The following is a 16,746-nucleotide window of genomic DNA, read 5'->3' on the forward strand; positions in this document are numbered from 1 at the left end:
ACTTCGTGGGGCCCCTCCCTCTCCCGGGGCGGGAGAGGGCTAGGGTTCCTAAATCACTTCCCCTTCCCCGCCGCACGGATTTCGGACAGGGTCCGGCTTGGGGTCAGGGCTTCGGGGTCGAGCTTGATGTGGATGATCGCCGGCAGGCCCGACGCGCGGGCGCGCTCGAAGGCCGGGGCGAACTGGTCGGTGGTCTCCACCGTCTCGCCATGGCCGCCATAGGCACGGGCGAAGGCGGCGAAATCCGGGTTCTTCAGCATCGTGCCGGACACGCGGCCGGGATACTCGCGCTCCTGATGCATGCGGATGGTGCCGTACATGCCGTTGTCGATCAGCAGCACGATCACGGCGGCGCCTTCCTGCACGGCGGTGCCGAACTCCAACCCCGTCATCTGGAAACAGCCGTCGCCGGCGAAGCACAGCACGTCGCGGGTGCGGTGCTGCAGCTTGGCGGCGATGGCGGCGGGCAGGCCGTAGCCCATGGAGCCGCAGACGGGCGCGACCTGCGTGCCGAAGCGGCGGAAGCGGTGGAAGCGGTGAATCCAGGTGGCGTAGTTGCCGGCGCCGTTGGTGAAGACGGCGTCATGCTCCAGCCGCTCGTCCAGCCAGGCCATGATGCGGCCCATCTGCACGTCGCCGGGACTGGCGTCGGGCGGGGTGCTCCAGGCCTCGTAGGCGGCATGCGCCGCCTCGGCACGGGCGGCCCAGCCGGGCTTGGCCGTCACGGGCATGCCGGCCGTCGCGTCGAGGAAGGCGGCCGGGGTGGCGACCATGCCGAGGGTCGGGCGATAGACGCGGCCGATCTCCTCGGCACCCGGGTGGATGTGGACCACCGCCTTGCCCGGATCGGGGATGCCGAGCAGGTCGTAAGCTTGCGACGGCACCTCGGAGAAGCGGTCGCCCAGCAGGATCAGCAGGTCGCTGTCCCTCACAAAGGCGGTCAGCTTCGGGTTGATGCCCAGCCCGATGTCGCCGGCATAGAAGGGGTGGCAATGGTCGAACAGCATCTGGCGGCGGAAAGTGACCGCCACCGGCAGCGACAGCTTCTCTGCGAAGACTTGCAGCGCCGCGACCGATTCCTCCGTCCAGCGCGAGCCGCCGACGACCAGAAGCGGCTTTTCCGCCTTGCCCAGCAGATCGGCGAAGGAGGCCAGCTGGGCCGGGGTGGGGGCGCTGTCGACCGGCTCCGCCCGCGGGGCTGCCGCGACGGCCGCGGTCTCGGTCAGCGTGTCCTCCGGCAGGGCCAGCACCACCGGGCCGGGCCGGCCGGACATCGCGGTGTGGAAGGCGCGGGAGATCATCTCCGGCACGCGGTCGGCGCTGTCGATCTCGGCGACCCACTTGCACATGCCGCCGAACAGCTTGCCGTAATCGACCTCCTGGAAGGCGTCGCGGCCGCGCATGCCGCGCTCGATCTGGCCGACCAGCACGACCAGCGGGGTTTCGTCCTGCTGGGCGACATGGATGCCGGAGGCGGCGTTGGTGGCGCCGGGACCGCGGGTGACGAGGCAGACGCCGGGACGGCCGGTCAGCTTCGCCTGCGCCTCCGCCATCATCGCCGCGCCGCCCTCGTGGCGGCAGACGACCATTTCGATCGGGCTGTCGTGCAGGGCGTCCAGCACGGCGAGATAGCTCTCGCCCGGCACGCCGAACACCCGCCGTACGCCCTGCGCCTCCAGCGCTTCGACGATCAACTGACCACCGGTCTTCATCGCGATGCCGCCCCGCCCTGCCTATGGGAATTTTCCGGTTCTCCAGGATACCGACCGTGCCGTGCCGCACGCCAGAGCGCAAACGACTTTCTTTCCTGCCGTCATGAGCTTTGGTAATGAAGCGGTCATGGATCTGCAGCGCCGCCTCCTCCCCTCCATGAGCATGCTGACCGCCTTCGAGGCGGCGGCCCGCACCGGCAGCTTCACCGCGGCGGCGGCGGAACTGTCGCTGACGCAGGGAGCGGTCAGCCGGCAGGTCAAGGCGCTGGAGGACCAGATCGGCACCGCGCTGTTCACCCGCAAGGGCCAGCGGGTGACGCTGACCCCGACCGGCGCGCTCTATGCGGATCCGATCCGCGACGCGCTGCGCCAGATCGCGGCAGCCACCGTGCGGACCATCGCCGCACCCAAGGGCGGCGTGCTGAACCTCGCCATCCTGCCGACCTTCGGCACGCGCTGGCTGGTGCCCCGGCTGCCGGCCTTCCAGGCGGCGCACCCGCAGGTGACCATCCACTTCACCACCAAGCTGGCGCCCTTCGATTTCCGCCTCCACGACCTGGATGCCGCCATCCATTACGGTTTCGGCGACTGGCCCGACGCCGTCTGCGACCATCTGCTGGACGAGGAGGTGCTGCCGGTCTGCTCGCCCGCCTTCCTCGCGGCGCACCCGGTGGCGGAGCCGGCGGACCTGCCGGCGCTGCCGCTGCTGCACACCAGCACCCGCGCCGACGCCTGGAACGAGTGGCTGTCGGCCCAGGGCCTCGCGCCCCGTCCCGGTGCCGGCATGGTGTTCGAACAGTTCGCCACGACCGCCCAGGCGGCGGAGGCCGGGCTGGGCGTCGCCCTGCTGCCGACCCTGCTGGTCCGCGCCGAGCTTGAGGACGGCACCCTGGTCCCGGCCATCGACCGGCCGCACCGCAGCGCGCGGGCCTATTATCTGGTCCATCCCCGCGGCAAGGCCAACCACCCGCCCTTCGCCGCATTCCGCCAATGGCTGCTGGCGGAAGCGCAGGGGGATCGGCCGGCGAAGTAGGTCACTTGCCGCGGATCATGTCCCAGCTGGCCATCACCGCCCCGCCGGCGATCAGCGCGCAGGCGGCCCAGACGGTCCAGCCGCCGCTCGCCTGACCGAACAGGATCAGCAGCAGGGTGGAGGCCGGCGGCACGGCGTATGACAGCACGCCCAGCGCCCGGATGTCGCCGCGCTTCATCCCGTGGTCCCACACGAAGAAGGCCAGCCCGTCCGGTCCGATGCCGAGCGCCAGCAGGACCAGCCAGCCCAGCATCTCCTGCGGCCAGACGGTCGCCTCCTCGAACAGCAGGTGCCCGGTCAGGCCCAGCAGAGCGGTGACGAGACAGAAACCGCTCACCGCCTCGGTCGGGACGGAGCCGAAGCGGCGCGACAGCACCGAATAGGCGCCCCAGATCAGCGCCGCCGCCAGGGCCGCGCCGTAGGCGGCCAGATTGCCGCCATCCAGGTGCAGACCGCCGCCGCGCCCCGAGACGATCAGCGCCGTGCCGGCCAGCCCGCACAGCGCGCCTGCGACGTGGCCGGGCTTCAGCCTTTCTCCAGGCAACAGGGCGGAGAACAGCACGATGCACAGCGGCCAGAGGTAATTCAGCAGATTGACCTCGACGGCCGACGTCGGCGCGAGGTGGAAGGCCAGGAACAGGCAGGCATGGTAGCCGAACAGACCGCCGACCCCGACCAGCCAGACCGGCGGCGGCTGGCGCATCGCGCCCAGCACGCTGCGTCCGCGCACCGCCGCGATGGTGCTGCCGGTCAGGAAGGCCAGCCCGAAGGTGACCGCCACCAGTTGCAGCGGCGGCATGGCGCTGGACAGCGAGGTCAGCAGTGCCGCCGTCGACCACAGCAGGATGGCGATGGCGCCGATGCCGGTGGCACGGCGCACCTCGGATGCCGAGGGCGGGGAGGCATGGGGGCGGATGGATTCGGGAAAGGCGTCGGCGCTCATGCAGGGTGCATAGCCGACGCGCCCCCAACCCGCAAGGATACGCTTCGAAGGAGCGGATCCTATGGTACGGTCCGCTCCAGGAAATACTCCATCTCCTGGATGATGCCGCTCTGGGCGGCCCACAGGGCGGCCTGGGTGCGGTTGCGGACGTTGATGGTCTGCATGATGTGGCGCACGTGCAGCTTGACCAGATCCTCGGTCATCAGCATTTCGCGCGCGATCTCCTTGTTGCTGCATCCGTCCATGATCAGCTTCAGGATGCGTGCATGGCGCGGGTAGAGGCCGGGATAGCCCAGAAGTTCGGACTCATGCTGGGCCGCCGACCCGTCCTCGCCCCCGCGGCGGAGTGCCGTGGGCGAGAAATAGTCGAAGCATTCCTCCGGCACCACCGGTTCGCCGGCATGGATCAGGCGCAGGGACAGGACGAAGGCGGCCGGCGCCATCCGGTTCAGGAGATAGCCGCGCACGCCGAAACGCAGCGCCATCCGCATGTGGTGGGCCGAGAACTCGTCCGCGATCATCGCCAGCTTGGCGTCCTCGCCGTACCAGCTACGGAAATTCCAGGCATCGGTCTTCAACGAGGCGAGATCGAACAGCACGATATCCGCAGTCCGTTCGCCGGCCCGCTCGGTGCCGCCGTTGCCGGCCGGCGGTTCCAGCGTGACCACCGCTCCGCTGGCGGAGAAGCCGGCGGCATAACGGTCGCCCGCCCCATTCGCCCGCCCGTTCCACGCCGTCTTCGGGGACAGCCCCGTGGCAAGCCGGCTTTGCGGATCGATGACCTCGAAGCAATCATCCAGGATGTTCAGGATGGATTCACGCAGCAATCGGCTTTGATTGTGGACAATCACACGGATGCGATCGGGCATGTCCGTCTCCCCCAGGAATGGACGATATGGCGGGCAGCATCATCGCGCGGCCGGGCCGCAAGGGCTCCTCCCCCGGACGCTGTACGGTAGGGCGGCAAGGGCGGCGCGGCGATATGGGCTGCCGGTTTCTCTGTCCGGCGATTTGCCTTCGGCTCCCCGTTCGAGCCGTCGCGATTGCTCCGTCGACTGCCGCCGCGCCGAACCGGCGCGATGTGCGAAATCGATGGACGATGCACGTTGTATCGGTGGGTGCGCGTTCGTCCGATCGAATTTAGATCAAACTATGATCCGGCACTCACGGCATTGTCTTCATCACTTTTGGAAGGCTTCTAGGTTCAGAGGGAGAGAGTCTCATCCCGGCAGGAGAAGCCCGGCCCTGAAAGGTGAACAGTAATCGGGCTTTTTTGCACCGGACATGCGAAGTGATAACCCCGTCAAGTCGAGTGGAGCGCCAGTGGATGACGACTTGTGGAGAGGTGGCGTAGACGAACCGGCTGAAAGAACGCGTCTATACTGCAAGAGAAACATTTTTAAAAATCAATTTCAATTAGAAACTGCGACTTTAGGGGCCGTTCCATTACCGCCCATCTGCGAAGATAATATAGACTCTTAAACAGCCGCCGCCAGCCGGAAAATTCGGGCGCCGGAAAAAAGGCGGGGACGGAGCCCCGCCGAAGCGGGCCCCCGTCCCCATCCCGAACCGTGCGGTTCCGCCTTATGCCGCCCTCTTACGCCACCATGTCCTGGGTGATGGCGTAGACGCCGGTGTCCCAGCGGTCGATGGTGGTGTCGAAGCTGCCCATGCCGTTCACCACGTCGAAGCTCTGGGTGGTGTTGTGGATCAGGTCCTGGACCGTGTAGTGGCCGTTGGCCAGCTGCAGTTCCACATGGGTCGCCACCGACTTGCGCGCCGCGGTGTCGTTGAAATCCACCCGGTCGGACGCGACCACGATCAGCCGGTCCTTCTGGTCGTAGAAGCCGTAGCCGGTGATCTGGGCATCCGGGTCCTTGTCGGTGAAGGTCAGCGGGTGCTTGTAGGTCAGCGCCTCGTCGCCGATCAGCACCGGGGCCTTGGCCTTCAGCGCGGCGATCTCGGCATCGCTGAACAGGTTCTTGCCGTTGTAGGTCGCCTGCGGGATGATCCAGGCGCTGGGCGCGCCGGCCTTGGTCATCGCCGGCAGGGCGGCGTCGCTGACGTAATAGCCGAAGGTCACGCCGGCATCGTGCAGCTTGGTGATCGGCGTCAGCAGCTCGCCGAGATAGGCGTTGCCGATGGAGTTGCCGGCCGGTTCCAGCGCGTTCATCGCCTTTTCGGCATTGACGCTGTAATAGAGCGCCGGACCGAAGGGGCGGGTCGGCACGATGTCGCGCAGCATGTCCAGCCAGGGCTGCTTCACCTCGCCCCAATCGTGATAGCTGCGCGACCACTGCTCCGCCGCGCGGCGCACGCCGCCCTGGTCGTCGGCGATCATCGTCCAGCCGCTCTGCAGCCAGGTCTGTTCCAGGCGGCCCCAGCCCAGTTCCTCCCGCACCGTGCCGGTGACGCCGGTGTAGAGGCTGTCGACCGCACCCCAGTAATCATCCTCCGACGAGGACATCATGTGGCCGAAATGGGCGTCCGGCGCGCGGGCGGCGTGGATGCCCAGCATCGCCTGCTCGTAGGAGGCCGGCGCCTGCTTGTGCTGCATCGTGAAGCGCTCGAGCGTCTGCACGTTGAACAGGATGTCGTCCTCGTTCATCTTCTCGGCGATCACCCGCGCGTCGACGCCCGCGAATTCGCGCATCGCCGCGGGGGTGAAGGACACCTGCGTGGTCAGCCAGGCCGCCTTGCCGGTGTTCTTGACGATGGCCTCGTCCAGCGCCTTCCAGCTGTCGGCCCATCCGTCGACGAAATAGTCCAGCCATTTGGTCGGATGGTTGGCGACGATGTAGTCGGCCTGCTGCGCCAGGGTGGTGCCGGAGACCTTGATGCCGGTCTTGGCGCTGAATTCCGCGATCATCCGCGTGTTGAAGAAGTCCATCACGCCGGAATGCGGGCTGCCGTCGAAGAAGTCGGCCAGTTCATAGCCGCGGGTGCCGGTCAGGGCGGACAGGCGGCCCAGCTTGTCGGCCATCCAGTCGCCGTAATGGGCGGTGCCGCCGGTCCAGCCGGCCGGCGCGTCCTTGGCGTCCAGCGGCATCAGCGGGCTGACATAGCCCCAGCCATAGGGATTGCCGCTGTCGGAATTGAGGATGTTGCCGTCGGCGTCGCGCCCCAGATATTGCTGGTGCGCCTTGACCCAGGAGACCCAGGCCTTGTGTCCGCCGAGATTGGCGAACTCGCCGCCGGCCTGCGAGTATTCGAAGGTGTCCTCCCACAGCTGCAGGCCGATCAGCGGCATCACCCCCTTGGCCAGATGGCTGTTGGCGACGTCGCGCGTCTCCTTCAGGTGGCTGGAGCTGGCATAGTCCGGCACCGATTCCCAGAACAGGTGCTGCGGTGCCAGACCGCGGTCCGCGCCCCAGGAGATGGCGGACACGTCCGACTTCAGCGGCGGACGGTCGCTGCTGACCCCGGCGCTGGCGGTATGCTCGTTCTTCGGCAGCGTGGCGGCCGGCGGCGGCGCGGCCGGGGTGGTGGTCGAGCTGCCGCCCAGCATCGCCTTGGTGACGGGGACGCTCAGCGTGCCGTTCCACCACAGCCCCTGCTGGCCGGCGACGACGTCCTTGCCGTCCAGCGCGCCGCGGTCATAGGTGACCCCGGCGGCCGTGGAGGAGACGCTGTGGCCGTTCACCACGACGGAGCCGACATAGAGGCTGCGGTCCTGCCCGTTGACGACGGCGTCGTTGTCGTACTGGACCTGGATCTTGTGCGCCAACGCCGGGTCGAGGTCGACCGTGAACTTGTAGGCGGTCTGGGTGGTGGCGGACACCTTCGCCTCGCCCACCACCTTGCCGTCGGCCAGCAGCTTGAAGTGCGGCGGCACGCCGCCGGCGCTCTTGCCCCAGGCGTTGACGACGACGCTGAAGGACTTGGTCGCGGCCGGCTCGGCGGCCGGCACCGGGAACAGGGTCGCCGGCAGCGGAACGTTCAGCGCGCCGCCCCAATACATCGCTTCCTGCCCCTTCACCACGTCGCGCCCGTCGACCGCACCCTTGTCGTAGGTCACCGACGGGTCGGTGGAGGCGATCGGCGTGCCGTTCACGGAGATGGCGCGGACGAACAGGTTGCGGTCGGCGCCGCCCACCACCCCGTCATTGTCGTAGACGAGCTGCAGGTTGTGCGCCGTGCCCGCCGCGACCTTGGCGCTGATGGTGTAGCGCCCGGCGCTGGCGCTGTTCACGGTCGCCTGCCCGATGGTCGTGCCGTCCAGCTTCAGCGACAGATGCGGCCAGATGCCGCCGGCTGCCTGACCCCACGCGTCGATCGCGAAGGTGACATCGATGAGATTGGACCCGGTGATCGCCATCGGCACGACTCCCATTAACCAAAGTTTAAATAAGTGCAAGGTTGAGGTAATCGCATCGATTGGATTACCCTGTTCGTTTGGGAGTCTTGACAGGTCATCGCTGTCATTTGGAGAGTCAAAGATGGGACAGGACTTTGACTCATCTTTGACTCTTCCATAAATATCGATTTGGTCGGGCCGATTTCTTCGGGTGTTGAAAGACTTGGATCGACAACGGCAGACTTACGCCTGTTGAGCGGAGTTGGTCTCTTTCGTTTGTTTGGTGTGCGCGGCGGCTCCGTGGTCCACTCCGGAGTGAACCGCCGCCGATACCGTCGATACAGCCGAGCAGGGGAAGCGCGATGCGCATTGCCGTGGTCACGCAGACGATCGTCCGCCATGACGGGCAGGGCCGGGTGAATGCCGTCGTCGTGGAGGAGCTTCTGCGCCGCGGGCACGAGGTGGTCGCCATCGCGACGGAAGTTGCCGACGAGCTGGCGCGCCATCCCAGCCTGCGCTGGGTGCGGGTCGATGGCGGCGGCGTGCCGACGCAGCTGGCCAAGGACCAGCTGTTCGCCTGGCGGGCGAGCCGGGCGCTGGCGCGGGCAAGGCGGGCGGGGATCGACCGGGTGGTGGTGAACGGCTTCGTCAGCTGGGCGCGGTCGGACGTCAACGCCGTGCATTTCGTCCATTCGGCCTGGATGCGCTCGCCCACCCATCCCGTGCGCAAGGGCCTGTCGCCGCTGTCGCTGTACCGGGCGCTCTACACCCTGCTGAATGTCGGCTTCGAGCGCTGGAGCTTCCGCCGCGCCGGCCGGCTGGTGGCAGTGTCGCGCACGGTGGCGGAGGAGCTGCGCCGGGACGGCATCGACCCGGCCCGGCTGGCGGTGATCGACAACGGCGTCGACGTGGCGGAATTCCGGCCCGGCGCGCCCGACCCGGCGCTGTTCGGACTGCCGCCCGGCCGTCCGGTGGCGCTGTTCGTCGGCGACGCCCGCAGCGACCGCAAGAATCTGGACGGCGTGCTGCGCTCCCTCGCCGAGGTGCCGGACCTGTCGCTGGCGGTGGTGGGGGACGAGCGCGGCGGCCCCTTTCCGGCGCTTGCGCAGTCACTGGGGGTGGAGGAGCGCGTGCGCTTTCTCGGCCACCGGCGCGACGTGGCGGCGCTGATGCGAGCGGCCGACCTGTTCGTCTTCCCGACCCGCTACGAGCCCTTCGGGCTGGTCCTGCTGGAGGCGGCGGCGAGCGGCCTGCCGGTCGTCACCACGCGGCTTGCCGGCGCCGGCCGGCTGCTGGAGGACGGGGCGGCCGTCGTGCTGGACGACCCGGATGCGCAGGGCGCGCTGGTGGCGGCGATGCGCCGTCTGGCCGCCGATCCGGAGGAGCGCCGCCGCATGGGCGAAGCCGGCCGCCGCATCGCCGAACGCCACGATTGGCCGGTGACGGCAGGGCAGTATGTGGACCTTCTGGAAGCGATGGGGCCGCTGGCCAGTGGTATCGGAGTGAGCGGGACGCTGGTCAGGTCGGCGTCTTGAGGGGAGACGGCCTCACCTGACCTCCAGCCGCAGATCGACCACCACGCTGTCGCTGCCCGCCGGGGCGTCCGTCACCGCGATGCCCACCGCGGCGGCGGGGCCGGGGGCCGGGTCCGCCCGGTACGGCATGACGCCGGCGGGGCGCAGGACGGTGCCCATGCGGATGGCGCCGCGGGTCTTGCCGACCGGGGCGGTGCCGGTGGTGGCGATGGGGACGACGCCCCCGGCAGATGCGGAGGTGAGGGCGACGCCGTCAACCGGGCGGTCCGGCTCCAGACGGCGGACGCGGTCGTAGTCGCGCTGCACCAGATTGCCGGCGTCGATACCGCCGGTGCCGACCTTGCGGAACTCGCCGGAACACTCCATCGCCACGAACCGGTTGGCGCGGCAGGTGCCGGAGACCGACAATGCGGGGGCAAGCCCGTCGCGGCCGAGGCGGATCAGGCGGTCGGCATCGTCGAACCGGTTGCCGACGGCGCTGGCGGCGACGATGGCGGCGGTCCCGATGTCGGCGGCGCGGTCGTTGGTGCCGTCGCCGAAGCTGGCGGTGCCGCCGGTGAACTGGTTGCGCTCCAGCGAGCGAACCACGATCAGGCCGGGCGTCGGCTGTTTCGGCAGCCGGTATCGGGGCAGGAGCGAACCGCTGCAGCCGATCAGGCTGTTGCCGTACATCTCCGCCGCCGGGCCATGGATCCAGCCGTTGCCGCAGGCCTCGAAGGCGCAATCCAGGAACTTGTTGTTCGACAGGAAGGTGCGCTTGGGAGGGCCGTCCTCCGCCAGGATTCCGTAGGGCGAGAAGCCGAAATGGCAGGAGATGAAGCTTGAATGGTCGATGCCGTTCTCCGGCGCCACGGCGATGGAGGCCAGCGTGTTGCCGGCGAGGTCGGTGTCGAGGAACAGATGATCGCCGAAGCTCTCCGTCCCCGCCGACCAATAGGCGCCGATGTGGTTCTTGGTGAGCTGGCAGGAGATCAGCGAGGAATGGTCGCGCCAGACATCCACCCCGGCATGGAAGCCGAACACCCCCACCCGTTCCAACACGAAGCGGGAGGTCAGGGCCACCCCGCCCATGCCCGGCGGCGGGTCGCCCGGCCGGTTGCCGGGCTTCGGCCCCTGCAGGCTGAGATGGGCGATGCGGCTGCGCTGGTAGCCGTCATCGTCGCGCGCGGCCATCCGGCTGCCTGCGCGGATGCCGAAGCGGCCGGGGCCGAGATCCTCCGGCCAGGACAGCAGCGAGGCGCGCATGCCGGCGCCGACGATCTCCACCTCGTTGAAGGCCTCGTCATAGCGGTCGAGGTTGGGCAGAACGATCTCGCCGTCCAGCCGGTAATGGCCGGGCGGCACCATCACCGTCCCGCCATGGCCCGACCGCGACAGTTCCAGCACGGCGCCCTGCAGGGCGGCCCAGTCGCATTCCTGGTCGAGAGAGCGGACATGCGGATGGACGCGCCGCGCCGCCTCCAGGCTCTTGTAGCGTTCGGACAGGGGATGGATGCGGCCGTCGCCGATGGCGCCGCGGTCGCGGATCGACAGGGCGGGGCCGGATGACGGCGACGGTTCGGGCCGGGGGCGCAACGGTTTGTCCTGTGCTGCCTGCGCGGCGGTCTGTGCGGCGGCGGGAAAAGCCAGCGCCGCGGCCAGCAGCAGGCGCCTGCCGATGGGGGGGACAAGTGGGGGAGGGGGCGTCATGGCGCGCAGGCCCGCGCCGCGCCCGGCGGCGGTCTGGTGTCGAGAAGGGCCATTGCCGCCAACCCGCCGCTGAGGGCGGCGCGGTAGACCTCCTCCACCCGGTCGAGATGGCGGTCCAGCGTGAAGGGGGCGCGCCAATAGTCGGCGTGGGCGATGCGGCCCATCCGCGCCACCTCGCAGTCGTGGGAGAGCAGGCGCAGGGAACGGGCAAGGTCGGCGACGTCGCCGCTGCGGAACAGGAAGCCGTTCTCGCCGGTCCGCACCGCCTCCGCGGCCGCGCAATTGTCGCTGACGATCGCGGGAACGCCGTTGGCCAGCGCCTCGTAGGCCGCCAGCCCGAAGGTCTCGTACCACAGCGACGGCACCACCAGCGCCCGCGCCCGCCGGACCTCCTCCAGCACGGCGTCGGGCGGCAGCCAGCCGGCCAGTTCGGCCGCCGGGTTCAGGCAGCGCACCGTCTCCGCCTCGTCGCCGTCACCGACGAAGCGCACAGGGACGCCGGCCTGGGCCGCCGCCTCGGCCAGCAGGGCCACGCCCTTCTCGCGCGACAGGCGGCCGACGAACAGCACATGCCGGCTGTCGGCGACGGGAGCGGGGCCGCGGTTGCGGATGTCGTCCGGCACCTCCACCGGGTTGGGGATCGGCAGGGTGACGGTGCCGGGGGGCAGATGCGGCGCGATCACCGCGCGCTGGCGGTCGCTGAGCGTCACCAGCGCCATGCCGCCGGTGAAGCCGCCGGCCAACGCGCCCGCCGCATGCCGGGCCGCCCGCCACCATTTGTGATGCCGGGCGCGGGCGTCGCAGTCGGTGGCGAGGCAGCCGGCCGACAAGGCCCGGTGCGGACAGTTGACGCCCTCGGGAAAGACGAAGAAGGCGCCGTTCGGACAGAGCGGGAAGTAATCGTGCAGGGTCAGCAGCACCGGCAGGCCGGAGCGGCGGCAGACCGGAAAGACGCTGGGCGACAGCGCCTTGGCCCAGCCATGGATGTGGACCACCGTGTCGTTGGCCGGGCAGCGGGCCAGCAATTCGTCCAGCGCGCGGGCCGATTCCCGGTTCCAGATGCCGCGGAGCGCCGCCTGCACACGGTCGGCGTTGCCCTTCAGGTCGGGCTGCTCCAGGCAATGGACGGTGATGCCGTCGATCAGAAGGGCGGAATCGATGGGCGGCACGGCGGTGAAGACATGCACCCGGTGGCCGCGCCGCGCCAGCCCGACCGCCCCGGCGATGGCGACCTTGGCCAGCCCGCCGCTGGGATGGGCATGGTCGCAGAGGATGACGATGGTGCTCATGGCGGCGGGCTCATTGCAGGGCGTCGCGGTAGACGGCGGCGGTGCGGGCGGCGATCACCGGCCAGTCGAAGCGGGTGCGCACCAGCGACCGGCAGGCGTCGGCGTCGGGCAGCCGGCGCACGCCGGTCAGCGCCTCGGCCAGGCCGATGCCGATGGCGCGCGCGTCGGTCCCCGCCAGCACGAGATCGCCGTCCAGCCCTTCCACCACCTCCGGCAGTCCGCCGACCGGGGTGACAGAACCGGCGTGCCGGAAGCCAGCGACTCCAGCGCGGTGATGCCGAAACCCTCCAGCGCCTGCGACGGCATCACGCACAGGTCGGAGGCACGGTAGGCCAGCGGCAATTGCGCGTCGGGGACGAAGCCAAGCAGGCGCACATGCTCCTCCAGCCCAGCGCGCCGATGCGGTCCTGAAGCGCCGCCGCTTCCGGCCCACGGCCGGCGACGACCAGCAGCGCGTCGGGCACCCGGCGGCGCAACTCCACCATGGCATCCACCAGCGCGGTCAGCCCCATGCGCTTCACCAGCCGGCGGACCGTCAGGATCACGGGGCGCCCCTGCGGCCACCCCAGCCGCGCCCGCGCCTGATGTCGGCTGTCGGGAAGGTCGTAGCGGTCGGCCTCGACCCCGCCCGGCACCCGGTGGATGCGGTCGGGCGGCACGCCGTAGCGCTCGGCCAGGATGGTGCCGAAGGAGCGGGACAGCACGACGAAGCGGGTGGCGCGGTGATAGACCAGCCGTTCCACCAGGAACTTCAGCCGCACCGACAGGGCGCCGGCCCCCTCCGCGGCGCTTTCCAAAGCCCAGGGGCCGTGGAAATGGACGACCAGCGGCCGGTTGCGCAAGGCGGGCAGCGCCCCCACCGTGTTCAATGCGAAATGCGAGGCGACGAGGTCGGGGGCCTGACGGCGCAGCGCCGCGGCGATGGCGGTGCGGGCTGCCGCCACGCGGCGCGGCAGCGAGGCGGTCGGCGGGGCGAAGCTGTCGATGCGGGCGCCGTTGTCCAGCGTGGCGGAGGTGTTGCCGAGCACCAGCCCGGAAAAGGCGATGCCCTGCTGCGGCAGATGGCGGGCGAGGTGGTAGAACATGTTCTCCGCCCCGCCATGGGTTTCCGGGAACCAGCCCAGCCCGAGCTGGAGCACGCTGGCCTCCCGCATCTCCGGGGGGAAGGTCAGGCTTCCGTCCATCGATTGTCCTCCTGGGGCTTGTCCTCCTGGCGTTGCTCGGTGGGGAGCGCCGCCGGTTGCGGGGCGGGCTGGAGGCTGGCGAGCCCGTAATTCTTCGCGGCCATGCCCATGCCCAGGAAGAACCAGAATCCGACGCCCGTGACCTTCACCAGCGTGTGTTCGAACACCATGCAGCCGAGGATCGTCAGGGCGGCGGTCTCGGCACAGCGGGCGAAGGGATCGGGCGGGGCGCCGCCCCGGCGCAGCAGCCCGACCATCAGCGTGACGATGCCCGCGACATAGCCCAGCGTGCCGGGCCAGCCCAGCTCGTAGGGGACGCGCAGGATGCCGCTGTCGAAATAGGCCATGGCGCCCAGATGGCCGTCCTCGTTGGTCAGCTTGGTCGCGGTGTCGACGGTGCCGAGGCCGGCGCCGCGCACCTCCGTCAGCGCCTGGATCAGGAAGCGGCCGTAGAACTCCTGCCGCTCCTGGTAGCTGCGGTCGTTCTCCATCGAGTTCAGCGTGTCGAACCGCTTGACGATGGACTGGTTGACCATCGGCACGCTGAGCAGCGGCAGGGAACACAGCACCAGACCGCAGCCGACCGCGACCAGCCGCAGCCGGTGCCGGCCGGGCATGGTCAGCAGAAGCCAGACGAAGACGAACAGCCCCGCCAACCAAGCGGCGCGGACGAGGCTGAGCAGAAGCGATCCCAGCGCCAGGGCGCCGGCGATCGGCACCAGGATGCCGCGCGCCGCCGGCAGCACGGCAAGCCCGGTCACCAGCAGGAAAGCCAGTGGGCCGGAGCTGTTCAGCGTGCTGAACACCCGCACCTGCATCGGCAGCGGTTGGCCCTGGTTGGTCATGCCGACATTGATCAGCCAGCGCGCATCCCAAGGCGGCATGACGAAATACTGGATCAGCCCGTATCCGCCGACCAGTGCCATCCCCAGCACGAAGGCGCGCAGCACCGCGTCGCGGATCTGTGGGTAGATCGGCCAGTGCAGGGCGACATAGAGGCCGAGCGTCACCGGCACCAGCCAGTTCAGCAGCGCGAAGGTCGCCGCCGCCATGCCGGCCTGGGTGACGCCGTTGACGTAGGCGTAGAACAGCCCGACCATCACCGGCACGAAGCCGAAATAGGCGCGGTAGCGCAGCATCGGCAGATACTGCGCGATCACCAGGCAGGTCATGGCGCCGACGGCGAAGGGCGTCACCATCACCGGGCTGATGACGCTCCATCCCGCCTGGTAATCGACCAGCCGGCGCACCTCCGGCGTCAGGAACCACAGCCACCAGGTGAAGGCGGCGAAGCGGGCGGGGTCGCGCGTCACCAGCAGGGCGCCGGTGGCGAGCGCGCCGACCGGAAAGATGATTTCCAGCAGGCCCGCCTTGCCCATCAGCACCGGCATCGCCACCACGAACCAGAAGAGGGCGGGGGCCATCCTGGCGACGGACGGCAGGCCATCCCCACCCTGGTGGTGGCCCGGCCGGGTCTGGTCGATTCCCGCGGCGGCGCCGGCAGTGGCAAAGGTCATGCCGGCGACTCCCGCCAGTCGCGCATCCCGGCCAGCCGGCCGCGCAGGGTGGCGCGCAGCTTCGCCCCGGCATGCCGGTCGCCGCGCAGGGCGAGCCGAGCCCATTGCACCGCTCCGGGAAACTCGCAGGTGCCGACCAGGAAGGCCCAGGCGGCGAAGGCCATGCGGTTGGCCGGGTTGAAATGGGCCATCAGGGCGATGGTGTCGTTGTAGGTCGCGTTCTCCTGCGCCAGCGGGTGGAAATGGTCGGATCCGCGCTGGTCGATGTCGAAGCGGACGGCGGGGAAATGGTCGACCGCCACCAGCGGATCGTAGACCAGCCGCCAGCCGCGCCGCGACAGCCGCAGGCAGAAATCCACCTCGTTGCGGACCTGGGCGCCGCTGCCGCGCAGCCGGGTGTTCAGCCGTTCGTCGGCGATGGCGGCACGGCGGAAGCTCCAGTTGGCGCCCTTCAGGACATCGACGTCCTGCGCCGGGGCCGACGCCCAGATGGTGGTTGCCGATGACCCGGCCGAACCATTGCAGCCGGCCGACGACCTGCCTCTCGCCGGTTTCCGGCACGCCGTCGTGATAGACATGGTCGCGTCCGCCGACGCCGCCGATCCTGGGATCGGTGCGGTACCAGGCCTCGATGCGCTCCACCCAGTCGGGATGGGGCACCGCATCGTCGTCGGTGATGGCGACGATGTCGGCGCGGGCATGGTCCATGCCGCGGTTGATGGCCGCCACCTGTCCCGGCACCTCGATCTCGACGACCTGCATCGGCAGCGCGCCCTCGTAGCGGCGGGCCACTTCGGCGGAAGCGGGGTCGGTGTCGCGCACGGTGACGATCACCTGGGCGGGCGCCAGCGTCTGCCGGACCAGCCCGTCGAGGCAGCCGGCCAGCTGGTCCGGCCGGCGGTAGGTCGGGACGATCACGGTGACGCCGAGGCGCTCCGTCGCATCGGGATCGATGGGGACCAGCGGAATTGGTCGGGAAATGGCCGTGGTGCTCATGGTCTCGCTCATGCCGGGGCCAGCTCCCGCCCGCGGGCGCTGTGGGCGGCCGGACGGGCCGGGGCCAGGGACGGTTCCTCGCCGTTCATCCAGCTGTCGATGGTTTCGCGCAGCCGCGTCTTGAACACGGCCCCGTCGAAGCGGGCGGCATAGGCCTGGATGACGGCCGGGTCGAAGCGGCGTTCCTGTGCCTCGAACCGCTCCACCGCCTCGATCAGCGCTTCGGGCGTCTGCTGGTCGAAGAACAGGCCGGACAGTCCGTCCTTCACCGTCTCTGTGGCGCCGCCGCGGTTCAGGGCGATCACCGGCCGGCCGGCGGCCATGGCCTCCACCGGCACGATGCCGAAATCCTCGTTGGCGGTGAAGACCAGGGCGCGGCAGGCGGCATATTGCCGGTCCAGCTCCTCGGCGGAGCAGTGGCCGAGCAGTTCCACCGTCGGCCCGGCCATCTGCTTCAGACGGCGGAACTCCTCGCCCTCGCCGACGACGACCAGCTTGCGGCCCATGCGGTTGAAGGCCTCGATCGCCACGTCGGCGCGCTTGTAGGACAC

The 16,746-nt window shown here is 69.6% G+C and carries 12 protein-coding genes and 3 pseudogenes; 2 read left to right on the top strand and 13 right to left on the bottom strand.

Features of this window, described 5'->3' with window-relative positions; all coding sequences use genetic code 11:
* Positions 1–53: 53 nt before the first annotated feature.
* On the bottom strand, positions 54–1,712 hold the full coding sequence (locus tag F1643_RS10065) for a thiamine pyrophosphate-binding protein (RefSeq protein ID WP_194912921.1): 1,659 nt from the start codon (positions 1,710–1,712) through the stop codon (positions 54–56).
* 127 nt (positions 1,713–1,839) lie between these two features.
* Between F1643_RS10065 and gcvA the strand changes: the two genes are divergently transcribed.
* On the top strand, positions 1,840–2,745 hold the full coding sequence (gene gcvA, locus F1643_RS10070; protein WP_194912922.1) for a transcriptional regulator GcvA: 906 nt from the start codon (positions 1,840–1,842) through the stop codon (positions 2,743–2,745).
* A 1-nt stretch (position 2,746) separates the two neighbouring features.
* Here the strand turns inward: gcvA and F1643_RS10075 are convergent, their stop codons facing one another.
* The 3 genes from F1643_RS10075 to F1643_RS10085 all read right to left on the bottom strand — a co-directional run bounded on the left by F1643_RS10075 (position 2,747) and on the right by F1643_RS10085 (position 8,006).
* The gene (locus F1643_RS10075; RefSeq protein ID WP_194912924.1) at positions 2,747–3,688 is read right to left on the bottom strand and encodes a DMT family transporter; all 942 of its coding nucleotides are present in this window, start codon (positions 3,686–3,688) and stop codon (positions 2,747–2,749) included.
* Positions 3,689–3,747: 59 nt separating this feature from the next.
* Positions 3,748–4,557: a response regulator transcription factor gene (locus F1643_RS10080; RefSeq protein ID WP_194912926.1), complete on the bottom strand. Its 810-nt coding sequence runs from the start codon at positions 4,555–4,557 to the stop codon at positions 3,748–3,750.
* A gap of 728 nt (positions 4,558–5,285) precedes the next feature.
* Positions 5,286–8,006 carry a carbohydrate-binding domain-containing protein gene (locus tag F1643_RS10085; protein ID WP_255542610.1) on the bottom strand — a complete coding sequence of 907 codons (2,721 nt, stop codon included), beginning with the start codon at positions 8,004–8,006 and terminating at the stop codon, positions 5,286–5,288.
* 341 nt (positions 8,007–8,347) lie between these two features.
* On the opposite strand from F1643_RS10085, the gene F1643_RS10090 reads away from it, so the two are divergent.
* Positions 8,348–9,520, top strand: coding sequence for a glycosyltransferase family 4 protein (locus F1643_RS10090; RefSeq protein WP_194912930.1), 1,173 nt, complete (start codon positions 8,348–8,350; stop codon positions 9,518–9,520).
* A 12-nt stretch (positions 9,521–9,532) separates the two neighbouring features.
* Here F1643_RS10090 and F1643_RS10095 read toward each other — a convergent pair whose 3' ends face one another.
* The 9 genes and pseudogenes from F1643_RS10095 to F1643_RS10120 form a co-directional block, all read right to left on the bottom strand.
* Positions 9,533–11,209, bottom strand: a complete 1,677-nt coding sequence (locus tag F1643_RS10095) for a DUF2190 family protein (RefSeq protein ID WP_194912932.1) — start codon at positions 11,207–11,209, stop codon at positions 9,533–9,535.
* Positions 11,206–12,498 carry a glycosyltransferase family 4 protein gene (locus tag F1643_RS10100; protein ID WP_194912933.1) on the bottom strand — a complete coding sequence of 431 codons (1,293 nt, stop codon included), beginning with the start codon at positions 12,496–12,498 and terminating at the stop codon, positions 11,206–11,208. Before F1643_RS10100 ends, F1643_RS10095 begins: the two co-directional genes overlap by 4 nt.
* A 10-nt stretch (positions 12,499–12,508) precedes the next feature.
* A complete protein-coding gene (locus F1643_RS22805) occupies positions 12,509–12,679 on the bottom strand; it encodes a hypothetical protein (protein ID WP_255542611.1) in 171 nt (56 codons plus the stop codon).
* A pseudogene (locus tag F1643_RS24675) lies at positions 12,625–13,157 on the bottom strand (glycosyltransferase). Before F1643_RS24675 ends, F1643_RS22805 begins: the two are co-directional and overlap by 55 nt.
* A 9-nt stretch (positions 13,158–13,166) precedes the next feature.
* Positions 13,167–13,682 (bottom strand): annotated as a pseudogene (locus F1643_RS24680) (glycosyltransferase family 4 protein); the annotation flags it as partial.
* Positions 13,667–15,199: an O-antigen ligase gene (locus F1643_RS10110; RefSeq protein ID WP_194912934.1), complete on the bottom strand. Its 1,533-nt coding sequence runs from the start codon at positions 15,197–15,199 to the stop codon at positions 13,667–13,669. The pseudogene F1643_RS24680 and the gene F1643_RS10110, both read right to left, overlap by 16 nt.
* The gene (locus tag F1643_RS22815) at positions 15,196–15,777 is read right to left on the bottom strand and encodes a glycosyltransferase family 2 protein (RefSeq protein WP_255542618.1); all 582 of its coding nucleotides are present in this window, start codon (positions 15,775–15,777) and stop codon (positions 15,196–15,198) included. The genes F1643_RS10110 and F1643_RS22815 overlap by 4 nt, the downstream gene beginning before the upstream one ends.
* Positions 15,778–15,799: 22 nt before the next feature.
* Positions 15,800–16,207, bottom strand: a pseudogene (locus F1643_RS22820) (glycosyltransferase family 2 protein); the annotation flags it as partial.
* Positions 16,204–16,746: glycosyltransferase (locus tag F1643_RS10120; RefSeq protein ID WP_194912935.1), on the bottom strand; the 543-nt coding region annotated here is incomplete at its 5' end. The pseudogene F1643_RS22820 and the gene F1643_RS10120, both read right to left, overlap by 4 nt.

Source organism: Azospirillum sp. INR13 (assembly GCF_015390205.1).
In the GTDB taxonomy this organism is placed as follows: Bacteria; Pseudomonadota; Alphaproteobacteria; order Azospirillales; family Azospirillaceae; genus Azospirillum.

Bases quoted from the DNA above. Each gene is read 5' to 3' on its own strand.
- F1643_RS10065 (WP_194912921.1), bottom strand. From the start codon at position 1,712: ATGAAGACCGGTGGTCAGTTGATCGTCGAAGCGCTGGAGGCGCAGGGC.
- gcvA (WP_194912922.1), top strand. From the start codon at position 1,840: ATGGATCTGCAGCGCCGCCTCCTCCCCTCCATGAGCATGCTGACCGCC.
- F1643_RS10075 (WP_194912924.1), bottom strand. From the start codon at position 3,688: ATGAGCGCCGACGCCTTTCCCGAATCCATCCGCCCCCATGCCTCCCCG.
- F1643_RS10080 (WP_194912926.1), bottom strand. From the start codon at position 4,557: ATGCCCGATCGCATCCGTGTGATTGTCCACAATCAAAGCCGATTGCTG.
- F1643_RS10085 (WP_255542610.1), bottom strand. From the start codon at position 8,006: ATGGCGATCACCGGGTCCAATCTCATCGATGTCACCTTCGCGATCGAC.
- F1643_RS10090 (WP_194912930.1), top strand. From the start codon at position 8,348: ATGCGCATTGCCGTGGTCACGCAGACGATCGTCCGCCATGACGGGCAG.
- F1643_RS10095 (WP_194912932.1), bottom strand. From the start codon at position 11,209: ATGACGCCCCCTCCCCCACTTGTCCCCCCCATCGGCAGGCGCCTGCTG.
- F1643_RS10100 (WP_194912933.1), bottom strand. From the start codon at position 12,498: ATGAGCACCATCGTCATCCTCTGCGACCATGCCCATCCCAGCGGCGGG.
- F1643_RS10110 (WP_194912934.1), bottom strand. From the start codon at position 15,199: ATGACCTTTGCCACTGCCGGCGCCGCCGCGGGAATCGACCAGACCCGG.
- F1643_RS22815 (WP_255542618.1), bottom strand. From the start codon at position 15,777: ATGTCTATCACGACGGCGTGCCGGAAACCGGCGAGAGGCAGGTCGTCG.